The following is a 19,362-nucleotide window of genomic DNA, read 5'->3' as shown; positions in this document are numbered from 1 at the left end:
CAAAAGGTAATTATGGTATAGTGTTTAGTAACCTTTTGTCTGTTGCATTTGTGAAGCTTCTATCTCGCTTGCAGGAATAGGATAGATGGTTTTTGCCGATGTAGCTTCAATATTAAGATTGTTTACGTTTACGCCCGTGTTTATGTGGTCGGACTCAGGTCTGTTGATATTCTTACCTGTTCGTATATAATCGTACACTGCGTGGCCCTCCAACGCAAGTTCTCTTCTTCTTTCTTCTGCAATTCTTGCTTTTAAGGCTTCGCCGGTTTCTGTTGCTTTATAGGTGTCAAAATCTGTGGTACGTTTAGCTATCAGGGTGTTTAAATAAGCCAAAGCTTGGGTGTCACCACCGGTTGCCCCGTTGGCACATGCTTCCGCAGCTATCAAATAAATTTCGGATAGGCGTAGAATAGGAATGTTGTGAATACTTAATCCGCTACCACCACTTCGGTTAATGTATTTTACGAATGCGGCATTGGTACCTTCTTTATCCTCAAGTAACAAAGCGGCACGTGGGTCGCCTTCATATGCTTGTAAAAGGTCAACAAAAGTTTGGGTGGCAATGACATCTCCTTGGCCTCCATCCCTTAAATCAAATTGTGCTCCAAGGCCGTTACTTCCTACCGAGTTATCTGTAGTTATGCTCAGTTCAAAAAGAGATTCCGTAGTATAATCATCAAAAATATAGGTGGAAATATCCATTAAATCCGCTTCGGTTTTTACGCTAAGCACCTCTTTACAATAGGTGAGTGCGTTCTCCCAATCTTGTTTGTACAGGTGTACACGTGCCAAAAGGGCATGAACGCCACTTTTGGTCATATACTTTGTACTACCCTGTTCCCAAGTATTGTCTTCGATTTCATTTAGGGCCGCGTTAAGGTCTACAATGATTTGTTCGTATGTTTCTCCAAGTGAACTCCGTTCGGTAATAGTTTCGGTAGAGGATAAATTCAGCGGCATTCCTTGAGCAGTGGCACCTTCACGTATCCACGGGTAAGAAAAGGTACGGGTAAGATCAAAATAAATCATCCCTCTTAATGCTAGGGCTTGTGCTTTAATTTGTTGTCTTTCGTTATCGTTGCCTTCCGCAGTTTCAATGTTATCGAGAATTAGGTTGAGGTTGCCAATTGCCTTGAAGCATTGTAGCCACATACTTTCTGCGCTACCGTTGTTGTTACTGCTTTCTTCGTAACGATATTCGGTCTGCTCGTAATCTCTTGGGTTGAACGTAGTTTTTACAAATCTAAAATCCGTGCCTTTTACGGCCGCTCTTTTGTACAGGGTTCTTCCTAAATACGAACCATCCGAAATTTCACTGTACGAACCGTTCAATAAATCCTGAAGTTTTTCTACGGAATTAATCACTAATGATTCCGAAATAACGTGATCTGGTTCTTGGATCAAAACATCTTCATTACAACCTTGTTGGATTGTAAGGACGACTGCCAAAAGGCCTATTTTTATATATTGGATACTTTTCATCTGATTATAATTTTATTTGAAGACCTAATAAAATACTTGTGGCCGTTGGTACTTGAAAAAAGTTAACTCCATTGGAAACCGCCTCAGGGTCGTAGTCATCCAGCTCGGTTGCAAGGAATAAATTATCGCCCTGTACATATAGCGTTCCGCTTTTAATAAACTTCAGTTCCGGTAAATTGAAACTCAGTTTTAGATTTCTCAATTTTAAATAATCCCCACTGTACAAATGTCTAGTAGATACGTCATTGGAGAAACTTGTGTTTCCGTTTATACGGATAGGCACATTGGAGTCCGGGTTGTTCGGATTCCAAGGATTTAACTGTGCTACGGTGTTGGTAAACTGTGGGGCAAAACCGTCATCGTCCCTTTTAAATGCCGTACGATCATACGCGTTGCCACCTATACCAAAAGTGAAAAGAAAGTCAAGACTAAAGTCCTTATACGTAAATTGATTATAGAAACCGCCTTGAACATCTTGCAGCGCTTTTCCGAAAATACCAAAACCGGCCTCTTCTGCATTGGTAGTAATTGCGCCTGTTCGCTCACCGTTCTCAAGAACATAGTATTGGGCGCTACCATTGGTTTTGTCAACACCGGCATAGTCTCTTAGGTAAAAAGAGTTCAGGCTTTCGCCTACTTTTATAATGGTCGGGTCCTGCCCATATCGTGAACCGTAGCTGGGAATTAAATCGCTTTTTAGTTTAGTAATTTTATTGTCCAGAAGTGTTAGGTTTATTCTAGAATTCCATGAGAACCTATCGGTTGCAATAGGGGAGTAGCCCAGTTCAAATTCCCAGCCTTTATTGGTCATTTCCCCAAAATTCTGTAATTGGTCGCTAAAACCTGTTGTACCGGAAACAGGAATGTTCAATAATAGGTCTTTTGTGTTTTTGGAAAAGTACTCAACGGTCATATTCAACTTGTTGAAAAGCACCGCATCAAAACCAATATTAAAATTGTAACTCAACTCCCATGAAAGGTCTGGGTTGGCCAATTGTCCGTATGAAAGTCCGGAAGAACCGCCATAACCTTTGCCGCTGGTATCAAAGAAAGCCAAGGAAGCGTAAAATTCCGGAGGTAAGTTTCCGTTGGTTCCGTAGCTTCCTCTCAATTTAAAATAATCTAGACCATTAAGGTCAATGAACTTTTCTTCCGTGGCAATCCATCCTCCGGAAACGGACCAAAAATCGCCCCATCTAGAATCTTCACCAAAACGTGAAGAGCCGTCCCTTCTGTAACTAGCGGCTAAGTAATATTTCTGATCAAAATTATAATTGAACTGGGAAAAGTAGGATAAAAGCGAATAGTTTTCGCTGTACCCGTTCCATGACCAAAGCGTTCCAATAGAACTGGAAGAAAGTAAGTTGCTGTCTAGAACATCATACCCGGAATTGTTAATTGAACTCATTTCCGACTCTTGTAGTTCAAGACCTAGAAGCGCACCAAAGCCATGTCTGTTCAGTTGCTTGTTATAGGTGAGTAGATTGGAAGTTGTGTACTGCAAAACTTCACTTTTAACCACATAGAGAACACCGTTCCATACACCACCACCGGCACCAAATTCTTTGTTGTCATAGAAGGTTTCTGCGTTAGATTGATGGTCTACCCCAAAAGTTGATTTAAACTTAAGGTCTTTGGTCAGGTCTATAGCGGCAAAAATATCACCACGGGTGCGAAACTCGGTATTGGAGTATTTCCCTACTTCAAGAACACCCACGGGGTTGGCATTTTTTTCTATGGCGTTGGGTAGGTCTGCAATACCCTCATAGCCATTAGGGTCGTAAATTGGTGCAGCTGGAGGTAATACGCGCGCCATGTATAAGGGGTTCAGTCCGCCAGCATAACCGCTGTCATAGTTCCCGGCATTTCTTTCGGTTTTAGCAACGGATAAATTAATGCCAATGCGCAACCAATCTTTGGCTTGGTTTTCTAAATTAACCCTTCCCGAATACCGTTTTAAGCCTGTTGTGATAATAATTCCGTCTTGGTCAAAGTAATCTCCGGAGATATAAAAAGATGTTTTCTCACTTCCACCTCTAGCGGATAAATTATATTTTCTGAGAGTACCCGGCTGGTAAATGGCATCCAACCAATCAGAGTTGGCATCAGAGGTGCCATAAATACTCTCATAATCGCTTTGAGCTTGGTTTTGATACGAAGCATAAAGAGCATCATCGCCATACACTCTTAAAAACTCCCCATTTTCACTATTCTGAATGTACTGGTTTACCTGTCCTTCTTGCCACAGGCTTTTAAATTGCTCGTTATTTACGTTTTTCTCTTGGGTAAGGTTTCGGCTAGTACCTAGTTCCATACCAAACGTAATTTCCGTATCTCCATTTTTTCCTTTTTTAGTAGTGATAATAACCACACCGTTGGCCGCTCTGGAACCGTAAAGGGAAGCCGCTGCTGCATCTTTTAATATGGTGATATTGGCTATATCTTGGGAATTAATGGTGGACAACGGGTTGTAGGCTGTAGCTCCGGAACCGTTAGCTCTCAGTGTTTTATCCGTATTAATGACCACACCATCTAACACGTATAAAGGTTCTGTAAGTCCGTTTATGGACCCAACACCTCTAATTTGCACCGTTGATGCACCTCCGGGTTGGCCGGAAGTAAAAATATTAACGCCTGAAACATTACCCTGCAAGGCAGTTTCAAAACTTGCTGTTGAGGTTCGGGTTAAGGTTTCGGTGGCTACTTTTTTAGCGGATCCTGTAAAGCTCCTTTTGTTGGATGTTCCGTAGGCCGTAACAACAACTTCATCCAGGCCCGTGGCATCTTCATGCATTTGGACAGAAATAGAAGATTGTTGGTTTACGTCTATTTCTTGGGTGATATAACCCAAGTAGGAAACAACTAAAACAGCATCAGAAGGAACTTGGATAGAAAAATTTCCGTCAAAATCGGAAAGGGTTCCGTTAGAAGTGCCTTTTTCCAAAATATTGGCTCCAGGTAGGGGCGTGCCATTTTCATCTGTAATGGAGCCGTTAATAGTGTGGGTTTGAACAAAACTTGATGGGTGAACAGCTGTCTTAGCCTTTATTTCTTGAGAGGAAAGCTGTGCGAACAATAGCGCTAGGACTATTTTGGAATAGAGACTAAAAGGTGGTTTAAGTCTCCTGGATACGGTAAAAAATTTCATTGGTTTTACATTTTGAAAGCAATAGCGAGATGGAGAACTATTACAGGGCAATCTCTTCTTGCAATCAGGTTGAATAAAAATATGATTTGAATTCTATGCCGCAAGTGTCCTGTGAACAGTGTTCATGGGATAACAAGAACACCTTCGGAAATTACGAAAGTGAACGTTGCAGCAATAGCGGAGTGTTGCTAAATGAATTGGGGAGGTTGTCCGGTTTCGGAAATAAGTTCATACGGAACCAACGCAAGATATCGCTTGTAATTGGTTTGTACGGAATCTAATGGGAGGGACTGGGAGTGATAGGATTGGAACCAATCTATAATGGGTAACTTCAGTTTTGAAAGCTCGCTTTCAAACGGGCTTTTCTCTTTTTCTTCAGATTCTTGGGCCAGCTGTTTTGCTAAGAAACATTTACCATCACAACGAAGCATAGGTTGATTTCGATTCTCACAAAGGTTGGTAACAATGTAATCATAGTTAACGGCATAGTTGATTAAAGGCCATAAAGGCTTTAACAACATAGATACCGCTAAAATGAGTAATAGGTGCTTCATTAGTATGCCTCTCTGGGACCAAAGAGACAAAAATAGGGGCTATTTCATAGTTATCCCAAATTATGCGGGTTAAAATAATTCTTACAAATGGTTTTTTATAGTTATGTAAAAATTCCTACTAATAACACAGTTAAAGTTGCTACAAATCCCGATAACTACAACGATTTCGTCAATTTTAAAATAGGTATTTAAATAATTGATATAATGATATTTGTAATTTTTTTAAATAACAAAAATCGTTTGTTTACATCAATTTTAAGTAGGTTTTACAACATTCTATTTCATTAAATAATTAAGATGATACTTTTGTTTTGGTAATTATTAAATAGTAATAATCTTACAATTTTGTCGGATTATTAAGTATATTCAGAAAACCTTTTAAAATTAGTTGAACAACCTAACTTGTAAATCTTATATCAACATGAAATCAGTAGCCGTATTTAAACCTGAATTCCAATTATTCAAGAACTATTTCATAGTCATTCTTCTCATAGTTTTTTCATACTCCGCTAAAGCTCAATCCGTGGGTATAAATACTTTAACTCCCGACCCGGCTGCGGCATTGGATATTCAATCTACTACGGGTGGTCTTTTAATGCCTAGGATGACTACAGTAGAAATGGACGCATTGGTTAGTCCACCAGATGGCCTTATGGTCTATAATACGGATTTGAACAATAGCATGATGTTCGTGCAGGGTGTTCCATACGAGTTATATAACAAAACAGCAGGTACGGTTATCACAATTTTAAGTGGAATAGCTCCCACATTTTGGACTAGTATTGGTAATTTATCTCTAACAGAATTTTTAGGATTAGATGTTCATCGCATTCAAATGGATCTATCCGATGCAAGTGAAATTCGCATAGTTGCTAATGTTACAGGTTTAACACTTGGTTTGGGTGGCGAATTGTCTATAGCACTGCAATACTCTACTGATGGGGGGTCTAACTGGACCTATGTTAATAGCAGTAGTTTCGGGCCTGCATTGTCAATTTCTGTAGATGGTTTAATTGTAACTCCATGGACCGATATTGATACTGCAGCTAAAGGAGATGTACAGCTTAGATTGGTAGGTCGGGCAACCGGAGGAATCATTACGCAGGCAGGCCTAGGTCTAGTTATGCTAGAAATTAGATAGCAGTTTAGCTTACTATCTAAATTATTTTCCCTTTTCACAAATAACCACATTAGTATGAGAACCAACCATTTATTTGGATTGCTTTTAATCTTAAACTGTTTTGCTCTATCTGCGCAGGGCGGCTTAACTATTTCAGGAGCCAATATTTCAATAACCTCAGGAGCAAGCATTCGCGTAGATAAAGGAGATTTGCAAATTTCAGGAGATGCTGAAATAAAAAATGAATCTGCAATAAGTGTAGACGGCAACTGGTTGAATAACAATAGTACAAGTCAAGTTTTTACAACAGATTCCGAAGGAACGGTAACCCTTACCAAAACTACAGATGTTACTACCGTTGGCGGAACAACCACAACCCTTTTTTATAATTTAATTCTAGAAGTAAATAAGGCTTCATTAGAGGTGAACACCATTGTAGGAGGTTCGGTTTCAGGTACGAACTTAGGGGTTATAGATCTTAACAATTCGGGACTAGACTTAAATTCCAATACTTTACAGATTACAAATTCACTCATAGGGGCACTTATTTCAGATGAAGGATACATTATTAGTGAAGATGTATTGAACCAAAGTAAAGTACTTTGGCAAACTTCCGGTACCGGTGGCGCTTATACCATTCCTTTTGGTACTGCTGCTGGTGAACGTATTCCTTTAACCGTAGAAAGGGCCACAGGTAATTTAGGGGAAATTACGGTATCTACTTATCCTACGGGGCTGGATATGACTCCATATCCTACGCAACCCGAAAATGTAACAAGTATTGTAGATACTAATGATCAAAGTTTATCCGGGAATTCGGTTAATAGATTTTGGCAGTTAGATAAAACCGGAACCGGGGTTGCCAACCTTACTTTTTCTTATGCAGATGCAGAAGTACCTAGTAACGGAGAGAATAATCTTTCTTCCTATAGATATGATACTACAGTAAATAAGTGGGAACCTAAAGGCGCTAGTTCCTCTGATTTCGCCAGCAATAAAGTTAGTGTTTCTGGTGTTGCTGAGTTCTCACCGTGGACTATTGCAGGGGGAACTCCAGAAGATTTGGATGGGGATGGTATAGCCAATGCAGATGATTTGGACAATGACAATGATGGTATTTTAGATACGGATGAAGGTATTTGCACTCCAATTCAATCAGGTACATGGGGAGGCTTTATTGACAATGTTACCTATGATTATGGAAATGGGGTAATAGTTAGAATGACCACTGCGGCAACAAACGGTTTTGCTCTAGGAAATTTTAACCCTGGAGGAACTGGGTTTTGGTCGGAAGATTTAGCAGGGGATTCCTCTATTCAATGTGATTTTTTGTTCGGGGAAAGTGTTACTGTAAGTTTTGAGGATGCTTCTGGAAATCCTGTACAAGTGTCTAACCCAATTATACATTTTGATAGAATCGGTGGTTCGGCGGATAATGTTCAAAATTCGGCAAGAATTACTTTGCAAAACGGATTAACTTGGGTAGAATTGGCAGGTACCGATGATTTTTTGGCGACTTCTACAACAGCAAGTGATGGTGGTGCGGGATCAACTGCAGGTATTCAGGCTAATGGATATAGCCCGGAATCTACCCAGAATGATATAGACGGTACGGCTGCAGGTAGTATGGAAATTCAGGGAACGGTTAGCACTTTTACTTTAACCTTTCCATCCGCATCAACCACATCAGGTACCGCAGATGGCATTGAAATGATCGTATTTGCCTGTAAGCAGATTGACGATGATAATGACGGCATACCTAACTATTTAGATTTAGATAGTGATGATGACGGCTGTCCGGATGCAATTGAAGGTAACTCAAATTATGATTATAATGATTTAAATGAAGATTTTACTTTAAATGCCACATCGGATAGTAATGGCATTCCAGGAGGGTCTTCACAGGGTGTAGGTACATCTCAAGATGAATTGCAGCAATCTGCAGCATGTAGTGAGTGTGATAGTTCTAATCCTTTATATGTCGATAGCGATGGAGATTTGATTGGAGATTACTGTGATGAAGATGATGATAATGATGGTATTTTGGATACAGATGAGATGCAATCTCAGGTATGTAATGCTTACCCCGCCTTGTCATTTAGTTCACCATCATTAGAAAGTGGAACTGATTTGACCTCAGGGGCAGTATATAGATTTGCATCGGTTACTACGGGTGTAGACGCATTAGTTACCATTGTATCCTCAACACCAAATCCGGGAATAACTACTATTGATGATGATGCAACCAATACAGCCAATTTTCAGCCCATATTGGAAACTGAAAGTTCCTTGGTTGAATTCGATTTTCAATTTGTTTTAACGGGGTCATCTACCCCAACTAAAATATCCCAATTCTATTTGACAGCTATAGATGTTGATGGAGATGGAGTTGGAGGACGAGAATTTGTCGAGTTAGATGTTGATGGAGCTTCAGTTCAAACTGTAGAAAATCCCAGTGATCTTACTATTTATAATACTTCTTATGGTAAATTATTCAAGGGGTCTCTAGATGCGGCTACAGGCATAGACGTAAATGCAACCAATGTTATGGTTACTGCTAGGTATTTTGACAGAAGCCAGTTTAAATTGAGAATAGGAGCAAACCCTACCTCTAATGTAAATCGTCTTTTCTCAATTAATTTTGACCCATGTACCTACAATATTTACTCAAGCCCATCCAATCCCGATTTATTGCTTCAAGTCTTGGATACAGATTCTGATGGAACTCCTAATCATTTAGATAACGATAGTGATGGCGATGGATGTCCAGATGCCCTTGAAGGTGCGGCAAATTATGATTATGCAGATTTGGATGCTCAGTATAGATTAACGACTACTGTAGATGGCGCTGGTCTTCCAGGAGGTACTTCACAGGCTATTGGAACGGCAATAGACAACTCGCAACAAGCAGATGAGTGTAGTGAATGTGACCCTTCTCACCCTTCTTATATAGACAGTGATGGTGATCTAGTAGGTGATTTTTGTGATTTAGATGATGACAATGATGGTATTTTAGATGCTGATGAATGCGGGGTTCCTTTGTTGGCTACTGGTATATCTGGAGAAGGAACGAATACAATTTCCGGTTCATATGAAGCAGGAGTTATGAACACGAATTTTTCCCTAACATCCCCTTCCCAAGTAGAAATTTCATTAGGTTCGCCAGAACCTGTAGAACTTAATGTTTTTACTAGTGGAGTTACAGATGGTCTTTTAGTTATTTGGGACGAAGGGTCAATAAACCCAGGTAGTGTTTTTGATATGACACTCATCTTAAATGAAGCTCAAAATGGAGAACTACTCTCTCTGCGAATAGGAAACAACGCTCCAAGTTCTACATATGGCGCTCAAAATGCCACAAAAGAAATTACACTTACATGGCCAGGGGGAAATGTAGCCGTTCTTAATGACCCATTAAATGAAATCTTAAATTATGCCCACGGAGCAATCATTACTTCAGGCACTGTTTTAGATTATGACACAGGAGGTAGCGCTGTAAGAGATTCACAATGGTATATAGATTTAAATCTTGATGGAGCTACTTATCCTTTTAATGTTGATTATCATACGGTCTCTAGTGTTTTGACAAGAAATGAGGGATTTGCTTTTGTACCGGTCGGTTGTTTAGATACGGATGATGATGACCTTACGGACAATGTGGATATAGACAGCGATAACGATGGTTGTAATGATGCTATAGAAGCCGGTCATTTAGACGAGGATAAAGACGGTGAAGTAGATGGTTCTGGTTATGATACAAATGGTCAGGTAACTGGTGCTACAACGGCATACACAGGTACTACAAACGGAGTGACAACGGCATCAGAAACAACTATTGATACAGCACCAACAGACCAAGAAGAACGAGTTGGTGACGATGCTACATTTACAGTAGCAGCTTCAGTTTTAGATGCTTCGGCATATACTTCGGGAACACCAACCTATGATGTAAATGCTAGTCCAACGTACCAATGGCAGGTAAGCACCAATTCTGGATCTACGTTTTCTAACATTTCAGGAGCAACTAATTCTAGTTTAACTATTTCAGATGTTACCCTTATCATGGATGGGAATATCTATAAGGTTTTGGTTAGTAGTGCAAACAATTCTTGTCCAGAAGAGGCACAAGCTACGTTAACAATTATAAACAATGTAGATGCTATTGACGATTCGGCAGGTATAACTGCAGTTGAAGGATTTACTGGAGTAAACGACGTTTTAAATGTTTTAGATAACGATGAGTTTAATGGTGTAATTCTCACGCCTGCAAGTGTTACCATAACTCCGGTTACAAACGGACCTTTAACGGTAAATGGAGATGGTTCTGTAGATGTAGCGAATAACACGGGTACGGGATCATACACGGTAAACTATCAAATTTGTGATGCCGCAAATCCTTCAAATTGCGATATAGCAACAGTTACTGTAAATGTTGGCGTAAATAGTTTGCCAACCGCTCAAGATGATGCTATTTCAGTGGCACAAGATTCGAACAGCAATAGTTTAAATGTATTGGCAAATAATGGTAATGGCCCTGATGATTTTGGTGGAGATGGACCAAATGCTGGTGCAATTACACTTCCAAGCGCTTCATCAACAAATGGAGGAACGGTTTCTATTGATAATAATAGTACGCCATTAGACCCAACAGATGATACAGTATTGTATACACCTGCAGCTGGGTATAGTGGACCAGACTCCTTTACCTATACGATTACGGATGCCAACAATGATTCGGATACGGCAACGGTAAATGTTACAGTAGTGCCAACACCAACAATCGCAATTAATGTAGTGGCTGGAGATGATATCATCAATGCAACAGAAGATGATAGTCCGGTAACTATTAGCGGAACAAGCACCAATGTTGAAGATGGACAAACGGTAACAGTTATTTTAAATGGAGAAACGTATACCACTACGGTTTCCAGTAATACATGGACTTTGGATATTCCTGCTATAGATGCACAAGCATTAGGTGTTACGGAAACTATAACGGCAGATGTTACCAACAGTCTGGGGACTGCTGCTGTTCAAGCAATTAGAGATATTCAGCATATTGCTACACTTCCGGTCCCCGTACTGGCGATCGATGATATCACGGCCGATAATGTATTGAATGCTACCGAAGCAGGAGGAAACGTCAATGTAACCGGAACCGTAAGTGGTGACTTCACCACAGGAGATACGGTAACGCTAACGGTCAACGGTAACGATTACACGGGAACCGTAGATGGCGCAGGTGCATATAGTATTTCTATCCCAGGCAGTGAACTGGCTGCCGATGGTGATACGACGGTAGATGGAAGTGTAACGACAACGGATACCGCAGGTAATGTAGGAACTGCAACCGACACGCAAGTATATGCTGTAGATACGACCGCCCCGGTCCCTGTACTGGCAATCGATGATATCACCGCGGACAATGTATTGAACGCTACGGAAGCAGGAGGGAACGTTAATGTAACCGGAACGGTAAGTGGGGACTTCAACTCCGGAGATACGGTAACGCTAACAGTCAACGGTACCGATTATACGGGAACTGTAGATGGCGCAGGAGCTTACACGATAGCAATCCCAGGCAGTGAACTGGCTGCCGATGGCGATACGACTGTCGATGGAAGTGTGACTACCACAGATACCAATGGAAACATCGGTACCGCAACCGACACCCAAGTATATTCGGTAGATACCACGGCCCCGGTCCCTGTACTGGCAATCGATGATATCACCGCAGATAATGTATTGAATGCTACGGAAGCAGGAGGGAACGTCAACGTAACCGGAACGGTAAGTGGCGACTTCACCACAGGAGATACGGTAACCCTAACAGTAAACAGTACCGATTACACGGGAACCTTAGATGGCGCCGGCGCATATAGTATTTCTATCCCAGGCAGTGAATTGGCTGCCGATGGTGATACGACGGTAGATGGAAGTGTAACGACAACGGATACCGCAGGTAATGTAGGAACTGCAACCGACACGCAAGTATACTCGGTAGATACGACCGCCCCGGTCCCTGTACTGGCAATCGATGATATCACGGCCGATAATGTATTGAACGCTACGGAAGCTGGAGGAAACGTCAATGTAACGGGAACGGTAAGTGGCGACTTCAACTCCGGGGATACGGTAACCTTAACGGTCAACGGTACCGATTACACGGGAACCGTAGATGGCGCAGGCGCTTATACGATAGCAATCCCAGGCAGTGAACTGGCTGCCGATGGCGATACGACTGTTGATGGAAGTGTAAGCACTACGGATATCAATGGAAACATCGGTACCGCAACGGATACCCAAGTATATTCGGTAGATACCACAGCCCCGGTCCCTGTACTGGCGATCGATGATATCACCGCAGACAATGTGTTGAATGCAGCAGAAGCTGCTACCAATATAGATGTAACCGGAACGGTAAGTGGAGACTTCAACTCCGGGGATACGGTAACTCTAACAGTAAACGGCACCGATTATACCGGAACTGTAGATGGAGCAGGCGCATATAGTATAGCAATCCCAGGTAGTGAACTGGCTGCCGATGGCGATACGACTGTTGATGGAAGTGTAAGCACTACGGATATCAATGGAAACATCGGAACAGCAACGGACACCCAAGTATACTCGGTAGATACGACCGCCCCGGTCCCTGTACTGGCTATCGATGATATCACCGCAGATAATGTGTTGAACGCTACCGAAGCAGGAGGAAACGTTGACGTAACCGGAACGGTAAGTGGGGACTTCAACTCCGGGGATACGGTAACCTTAACAGTAAACGGAACCGATTACACCGGAACCGTAGATGGCGCAGGCGCATATAGTATATCGATTCCAGGTAGTGAATTGGCTGCCGATGGTGATACGACGGTAGATGGCAGTGTGAGTACTACCGATACCAATGGTAATGTAGGTACTGCAACAGATACCCAAGTATATTCGGTAGATACGACCGCCCCGGTCCCTGTACTGGCGATCGATGATATCACGGCCGATAATGTATTGAATGCTACGGAAGCAGGAGGAAACGTCAATGTAACTGGAACGGTAAGTGGAGACTTCAACTCCGGGGATACGGTAACTCTAACAGTAAACGGCACCGATTATACCGGAACTGTAGATGGAGCAGGCGCATATAGTATAGCAATCCCAGGTAGTGAACTGGCTGCCGATGGCGATACGACTGTTGATGGAAGTGTAAGCACTACGGATATCAATGGAAACATCGGAACAGCAACGGACACCCAAGTATACTCGGTAGATACGACCGCCCCGGTCCCTGTACTGGCTATCGATGATATCACCGCAGATAATGTGTTGAACGCTACCGAAGCAGGAGGAAACGTTGACGTAACCGGAACGGTAAGTGGGGACTTCAACTCCGGGGATACGGTAACCTTAACAGTAAACGGAACCGATTACACCGGAACCGTAGATGGCGCAGGCGCATATAGTATATCGATTCCAGGTAGTGAATTGGCTGCCGATGGTGATACGACGGTAGATGGCAGTGTGAGTACTACCGATACCAATGGTAATGTAGGTACTGCAACAGATACCCAAGTATATTCGGTAGATACGACCGCCCCGGTCCCTGTACTGGCGATCGATGATATCACGGCCGATAATGTATTGAATGCTACGGAAGCAGGAGGAAACGTCAATGTAACTGGAACGGTAAGTGGGGACTTCAACTCCGGGGATACGGTAACCTTAACAGTAAACGGCACTGATTACACCGGAACTGTAGATGGCGCAGGAGCTTACACGATAGCAATCCCAGGCAGTGAATTGGCTGCCGATGGCGATACGACTGTCGATGGCAGTGTAACGACAACGGATACCGCAGGTAATGTAGGAACTGCAACCGACACGCAAGTATACTCGGTAGATACGACCGCCCCGGTCCCTGTACTGGCGATCGATGATATCACCGCAGATAATGTATTGAACGCTACAGAAGCAGGAGGAAACGTTGACGTAACCGGAACGGTAAGTGGCGACTTCAACTCCGGGGATACGGTAACCTTAACAGTAAACGGCACTGATTACACCGGAACTGTAGATGGCGCAGGAGCTTACACGATAGCAATCCCAGGCAGTGAATTGGCTGCCGATGGCGATTCGACTGTCGATGGCAGTGTAACGACAACGGATACCGCAGGTAATGTAGGAACTGCAACCGACAGCAAAGTATACTCGGTAGATACGACCGCCCCGGTCCCTGTACTGGCGATCGATGATATCACCGCGGACAATGTATTGAACGCTACCGAAGCAGGAGGAAACGTTGACGTAACCGGAACGGTAAGTGGCGACTTCAACTCCGGAGACACGGTAACTCTAACAGTAAACGGCACTGATTACACCGGAACTGTAGATGGCGCAGGAGCTTACACGATAGCAATCCCAGGCAGTGAACTGGCTGCCGATGGCGATACGACGGTCGATGGAAGTGTCACAACCACCGATATCAATGGTAATGTAGGAACAGCAACGGATACGCAAGTATACTCGGTAGATACGACCGCCCCGGTCCCTGTACTGGCTATTGATGATATCACCGCAGACAATGTATTGAATGCTACGGAAGCAGGAGGAAACGTTGACGTAACCGGAACGGTAAGTGGCGACTTCAACTCCGGGGATACGGTAACGCTAACCGTAAACGGTACCGATTATACCGGAACAGTAGATGTAGCAGGCGCTTATACGATAGCAATCCCAGGCAGTGAACTGGCTGCCGATGGCGATACGACGGTAGATGGAAGTGTGAGTACTACGGATACCGCAGGTAATGTAGGTACCGCAACCGACACGCAAGTATACTCGGTAGATACCACGGCCCCGGTCCCTGTACTGGCGATCGATGATATCACGGCCGATAATGTATTGAATGCTACGGAAGCAGGAGGAAACGTTGATGTAACTGGAACCGTAAGTGGGGACTTCAACTCCGGAGATACGGTAACCTTAACGGTCAACGGTACCGATTACACGGGAACCGTAGATGGCGCAGGTGCATATAGTATAGCAATCCCAGGCAGTGAATTGGCCGCTGATGGTGATACGACGGTAGATGGAAGTGTGAGTACTACGGATACCGCAGGTAATGTAGGAACCGCAACGGACACCCAAACATACTCGGTAGATACGACCGCTCCGGTCCCTGTACTGGCGATCGATGATATCACGGCCGATAATGTATTGAATGCAGCAGAGGCTGCTACCAATATAGATGTAACCGGAACGGTAAGTGGCGACTTCACCACAGGAGATACGGTAACGCTAACAGTAAATGGTACCGATTACACGGGAACCGTAGATGGCGCAGGCGCATATAGTATAGCAATTCCAGGTAGTGAACTGGCTGCCGATGGCGATACGACGGTAGATGGAAGTGTAACGACAACGGATACTGCAGGTAATGTAGGAACCGCAACGGACACGCAAGTATACTTGGTAGATACGACCGCCCCGGTCCCTGTACTGGCGATCGATGATATCACGGCCGATAATGTATTGAATGCTACGGAAGCAGGAGGAAACGTCAACGTAACTGGAACCGTAAGTGGGGACTTCAACTCAGGAGATACGGTAACCTTAACCGTAAACGGTACCGATTATACGGGAACTGTAGATGGCGCAGGTGCATATAGTATAGCAATTCCAGGTAGTGAATTGGCTGCTGATGGTGATACGACGGTAGACGGAAGTGTGACTACCACAGATACTGCAGGTAATGTGGGAACCGCAACGGACACCCAAGTATATTCGGTAGATACGACCGCTCCAGTCCCTGTACTGGCGATCGATGATATCACCGCAGATAATGTATTGAATGCAGCAGAGGCTGCTACCAATATAGATGTAACCGGAACCGTAAGTGGCGATTTCAACTCGGGAGATACGGTAACCTTAACGGTCAACGGTACCGATTATACGGGAACCGTAGATGGCGCAGGCGCATATAGTATATCGATTCCAGGTAGTGAATTGGCTGCCGATGGTGATACGACGGTAGATGGCAGTGTGAGTACTACCGATACCAATGGTAATGTAGGAACTGCAACAGATACCCAAGTATATTCGGTAGATACGACCGCCCCGGTCCCTGTACTGGCGATCGATGATATCACGGCCGATAATGTATTGAATGCTACGGAAGCAGGAGGGAACGTCAACGTAACTGGAACCGTAAGTGGTGACTTCAACTCCGGAGATACGGTAACCTTAACCGTAAACGGTACCGATTATACGGGAACTGTAGATGGCGCAGGTGCATATAGTATAGCAATTCCAGGTAGTGAATTGGCTGCTGATGGTGATACGACGGTAGACGGAAGTGTGACTACCACAGATACTGCAGGTAATGTGGGAACCGCAACGGACACCCAAGTATATTCGGTAGATACGACCGCTCCAGTCCCTGTACTGGCGATCGATGATATCACCGCAGATAATGTATTGAATGCAGCAGAGGCTGCTACCAATATAGATGTAACCGGAACCGTAAGTGGCGATTTCAACTCGGGAGATACGGTAACCTTAACGGTCAACGGTACCGATTATACGGGAACCGTAGATGGCGCAGGCGCATATAGTATATCGATTCCAGGTAGTGAATTGGCTGCCGATGGTGATACGACGGTAGATGGCAGTGTGAGTACTACCGATACCAATGGTAATGTAGGAACTGCAACAGATACCCAAGTATATTCGGTAGATACGACCGCCCCGGTCCCTGTACTGGCGATCGATGATATCACGGCCGATAATGTATTGAATGCTACGGAAGCAGGAGGAAACGTCAACGTAACTGGAACCGTAAGTGGGGACTTCAACTCAGGAGATACGGTAACCTTAACGGTCAACGGTACCGATTATACGGGAACCGTAGATGGCGTAGGCGCTTATAGTATATCGATTCCAGGCAGTGAATTGGCCGCTGATGGTGATACGACGGTCGATGGAAGTGTCACAACCACCGATATCAATGGTAATGTAGGAACAGCAACGGATACGCAAGTATACTCGGTAGATACCACATCGCCTGTAATCTCCATAGATGTTGTGGCCGGGGATGATATTATAAATGATACGGAAGATGACAGTCCAGTAACTATATCAGGGACTACCTCGAATGTAGAAGACGGACAGATTGTAACGGTGACCTTGAATGGACAAAATTATACAGCTAGCGTTACAGGAAATGCATGGACTTTGGATATATCTGCATTGGATGCCCAAGCATTGGGAACTAATGAAACTATCACTGCAGATATAAGTGATTTAGGAGGTAATCCCGCAGTACAGGGAACCAGGGATATTCAACATGATGCTGTCGCTCCGGTACCAATGTTAGCTATCGATGATATTACAGCGGACAACATACTGAACGCCACCGAGGCGGGTGCAGATGTTGCGGTAACAGGAACTGTTACTGGGGATTTCAATACGGGCGATACGGTCACCTTAACGGTTGACGGTACGGACTATACGGGAACGGTGGATGCTTCAGGTGACTTTAGTATCAACATTCCTGGTAGTGCCTTGGCTGCGGATGGCGATACTACGGTTGACGGAAGTTTTGTAACAACGGATGTAGCGGGCAACAGTGCAACGGTAACCGATAACAAAACCTATACGGTTGATACGGTGAGTCCTGCTCCTGTACTTTCAATAGATGATATTACAGCGGACAACATACTGAACGCCACCGAGGCGGGTGCAGATGTTGCGGTAACAGGAACTGTTACTGGAGATTTCAATACGGGCGATACGGTCACCTTAACGGTTGACGGTACGGACTATACGGGAACGGTGGATGCTTCAGGTGACTTTAGTATCAACATTCCTGGTAGTGCCTTGGCTGCGGATGGTGATAGCACTGTAGACGGCAGTATTTCTACAACTGATATCAATGGAAATACAGGCACATCAACAGAAACAAAAACATACAGTGTAGATGTAACAGCACCTGTTGTAACGGTAATCGTTGATGATATTACAAGCGATAATAGTATTAACGCTGCTGAAGCAGGTTCTGATATTCCAATAACAGGAATGGTAAGTGGAGATTTTAATGAGAATGATCCGGTAACCATAGTTGTCAATGGGAACAGCTATTCAGGCACGGTAGATGCTCTTGGAAACTTTAGTATTGATGTTCCTGGAAGTGATTTGGTAGCAGATAATGATACTTCAATTGAAGTAAGCCTTACCTCTTTGGATACCGCAGGTAACAGTACTTCGGTAAACGAAACCAAGTCTTATATGGTTGATGTTGTAGATAATGATCCAGATAATGATGGACTTACCAATGATGAGGAAGATGATTTAGGAACGGATTCTAATAACCCGGATTCTGATGGTGACGGTATTAATGATGGTCAAGAAGTATTGGACGCAACTAATCCGTTGGATGATTGTGATTCAATTGATGGTACACCTCTAGATAGTTCGGATTGTGATAGCGATGGACTTACCAATGCCGAGGAAGAAATTAGAGGAACGGATCCTAATAGTGCTGATACCGATGAAGATACAATTTTGGATGGTCAGGAAGTTTCGGATAGTACGGACCCATTAAACGCATGTAGTTCTAAAGGGGGTACTCCGCCAGAGACTGCAGTCTGTGGTATTTCGGTAGAGAATGACTTGGTAACTCCAGAGCTCAATGAGGGTAGGTTCCTAATTGAAAACATAGAGAGTTATCCACAGAATACGGTCAAGATTTTTAACCGATGGGGTATTAAAGTGTTTGAGATAGACGGATACGACAATGAGGCCAATGTCTTTATGGGTAGGTCTACAGGCAGGATAACCATCAGGGCTAATGATGAGCTACCGGTAGGCGTGTACTTCTATATAATTGAATACGTAGCCGGTGATAATAATCAAAGTTTATCCGGATATCTATATATTAATCGATAAGAAAAACCACACTGAAATAAGAAACCCCTCTGGCTAAGCTTGAGGGGTTATTTATTACCTGAACGCAAGTGTGAATGCTTATAGGATGAAGCAGAAAATTGGAATTGTATAAAGGCTCT

At 43.5% G+C, this 19,362-nt stretch carries 5 protein-coding genes; 2 read left to right on the top strand and 3 right to left on the bottom strand.

Annotation, left to right across the window (positions count from 1 at the left end; translation table 11 throughout):
• Positions 1–24: 24 nt before the first annotated feature.
• The 3 genes from SJY45_RS08805 to SJY45_RS08795 form a co-directional block, all read right to left on the bottom strand.
• Entirely contained in the window at positions 25–1,482 is a 1,458-nt protein-coding gene (locus SJY45_RS08805; protein ID WP_400074148.1) for a RagB/SusD family nutrient uptake outer membrane protein, read from the bottom strand.
• Between the two features lie 4 nt (positions 1,483–1,486).
• Positions 1,487–4,630: a SusC/RagA family TonB-linked outer membrane protein gene (locus tag SJY45_RS08800; RefSeq protein ID WP_400074146.1), complete on the bottom strand. Its 3,144-nt coding sequence runs from the start codon at positions 4,628–4,630 to the stop codon at positions 1,487–1,489.
• Between the two features lie 188 nt (positions 4,631–4,818).
• Entirely contained in the window at positions 4,819–5,184 is a 366-nt protein-coding gene (locus SJY45_RS08795; RefSeq protein WP_215911766.1) for a hypothetical protein, read from the bottom strand.
• A 421-nt stretch (positions 5,185–5,605) separates the two neighbouring features.
• Between SJY45_RS08795 and SJY45_RS08790 the strand changes: the two genes are divergently transcribed.
• Both SJY45_RS08790 and SJY45_RS08785 read left to right on the top strand, forming a co-directional pair.
• Positions 5,606–6,325: a hypothetical protein gene (locus SJY45_RS08790; RefSeq protein ID WP_215441328.1), complete on the top strand. Its 720-nt coding sequence runs from the start codon at positions 5,606–5,608 to the stop codon at positions 6,323–6,325.
• Between the two features lie 54 nt (positions 6,326–6,379).
• Complete coding sequence (locus SJY45_RS08785; RefSeq protein ID WP_400074144.1) at positions 6,380–19,243, top strand: Ig-like domain-containing protein; 12,864 nt, start codon at positions 6,380–6,382, stop codon at positions 19,241–19,243.
• The last annotated feature ends 119 nt before the right edge of the window (positions 19,244–19,362 follow it).

It is taken from the genome of Zobellia russellii, assembly GCF_044597075.1.
Classification (GTDB): domain Bacteria; phylum Bacteroidota; class Bacteroidia; order Flavobacteriales; family Flavobacteriaceae; genus Zobellia; species Zobellia russellii.
This window is presented reverse-complemented; position numbering and strand designations above follow the sequence as displayed.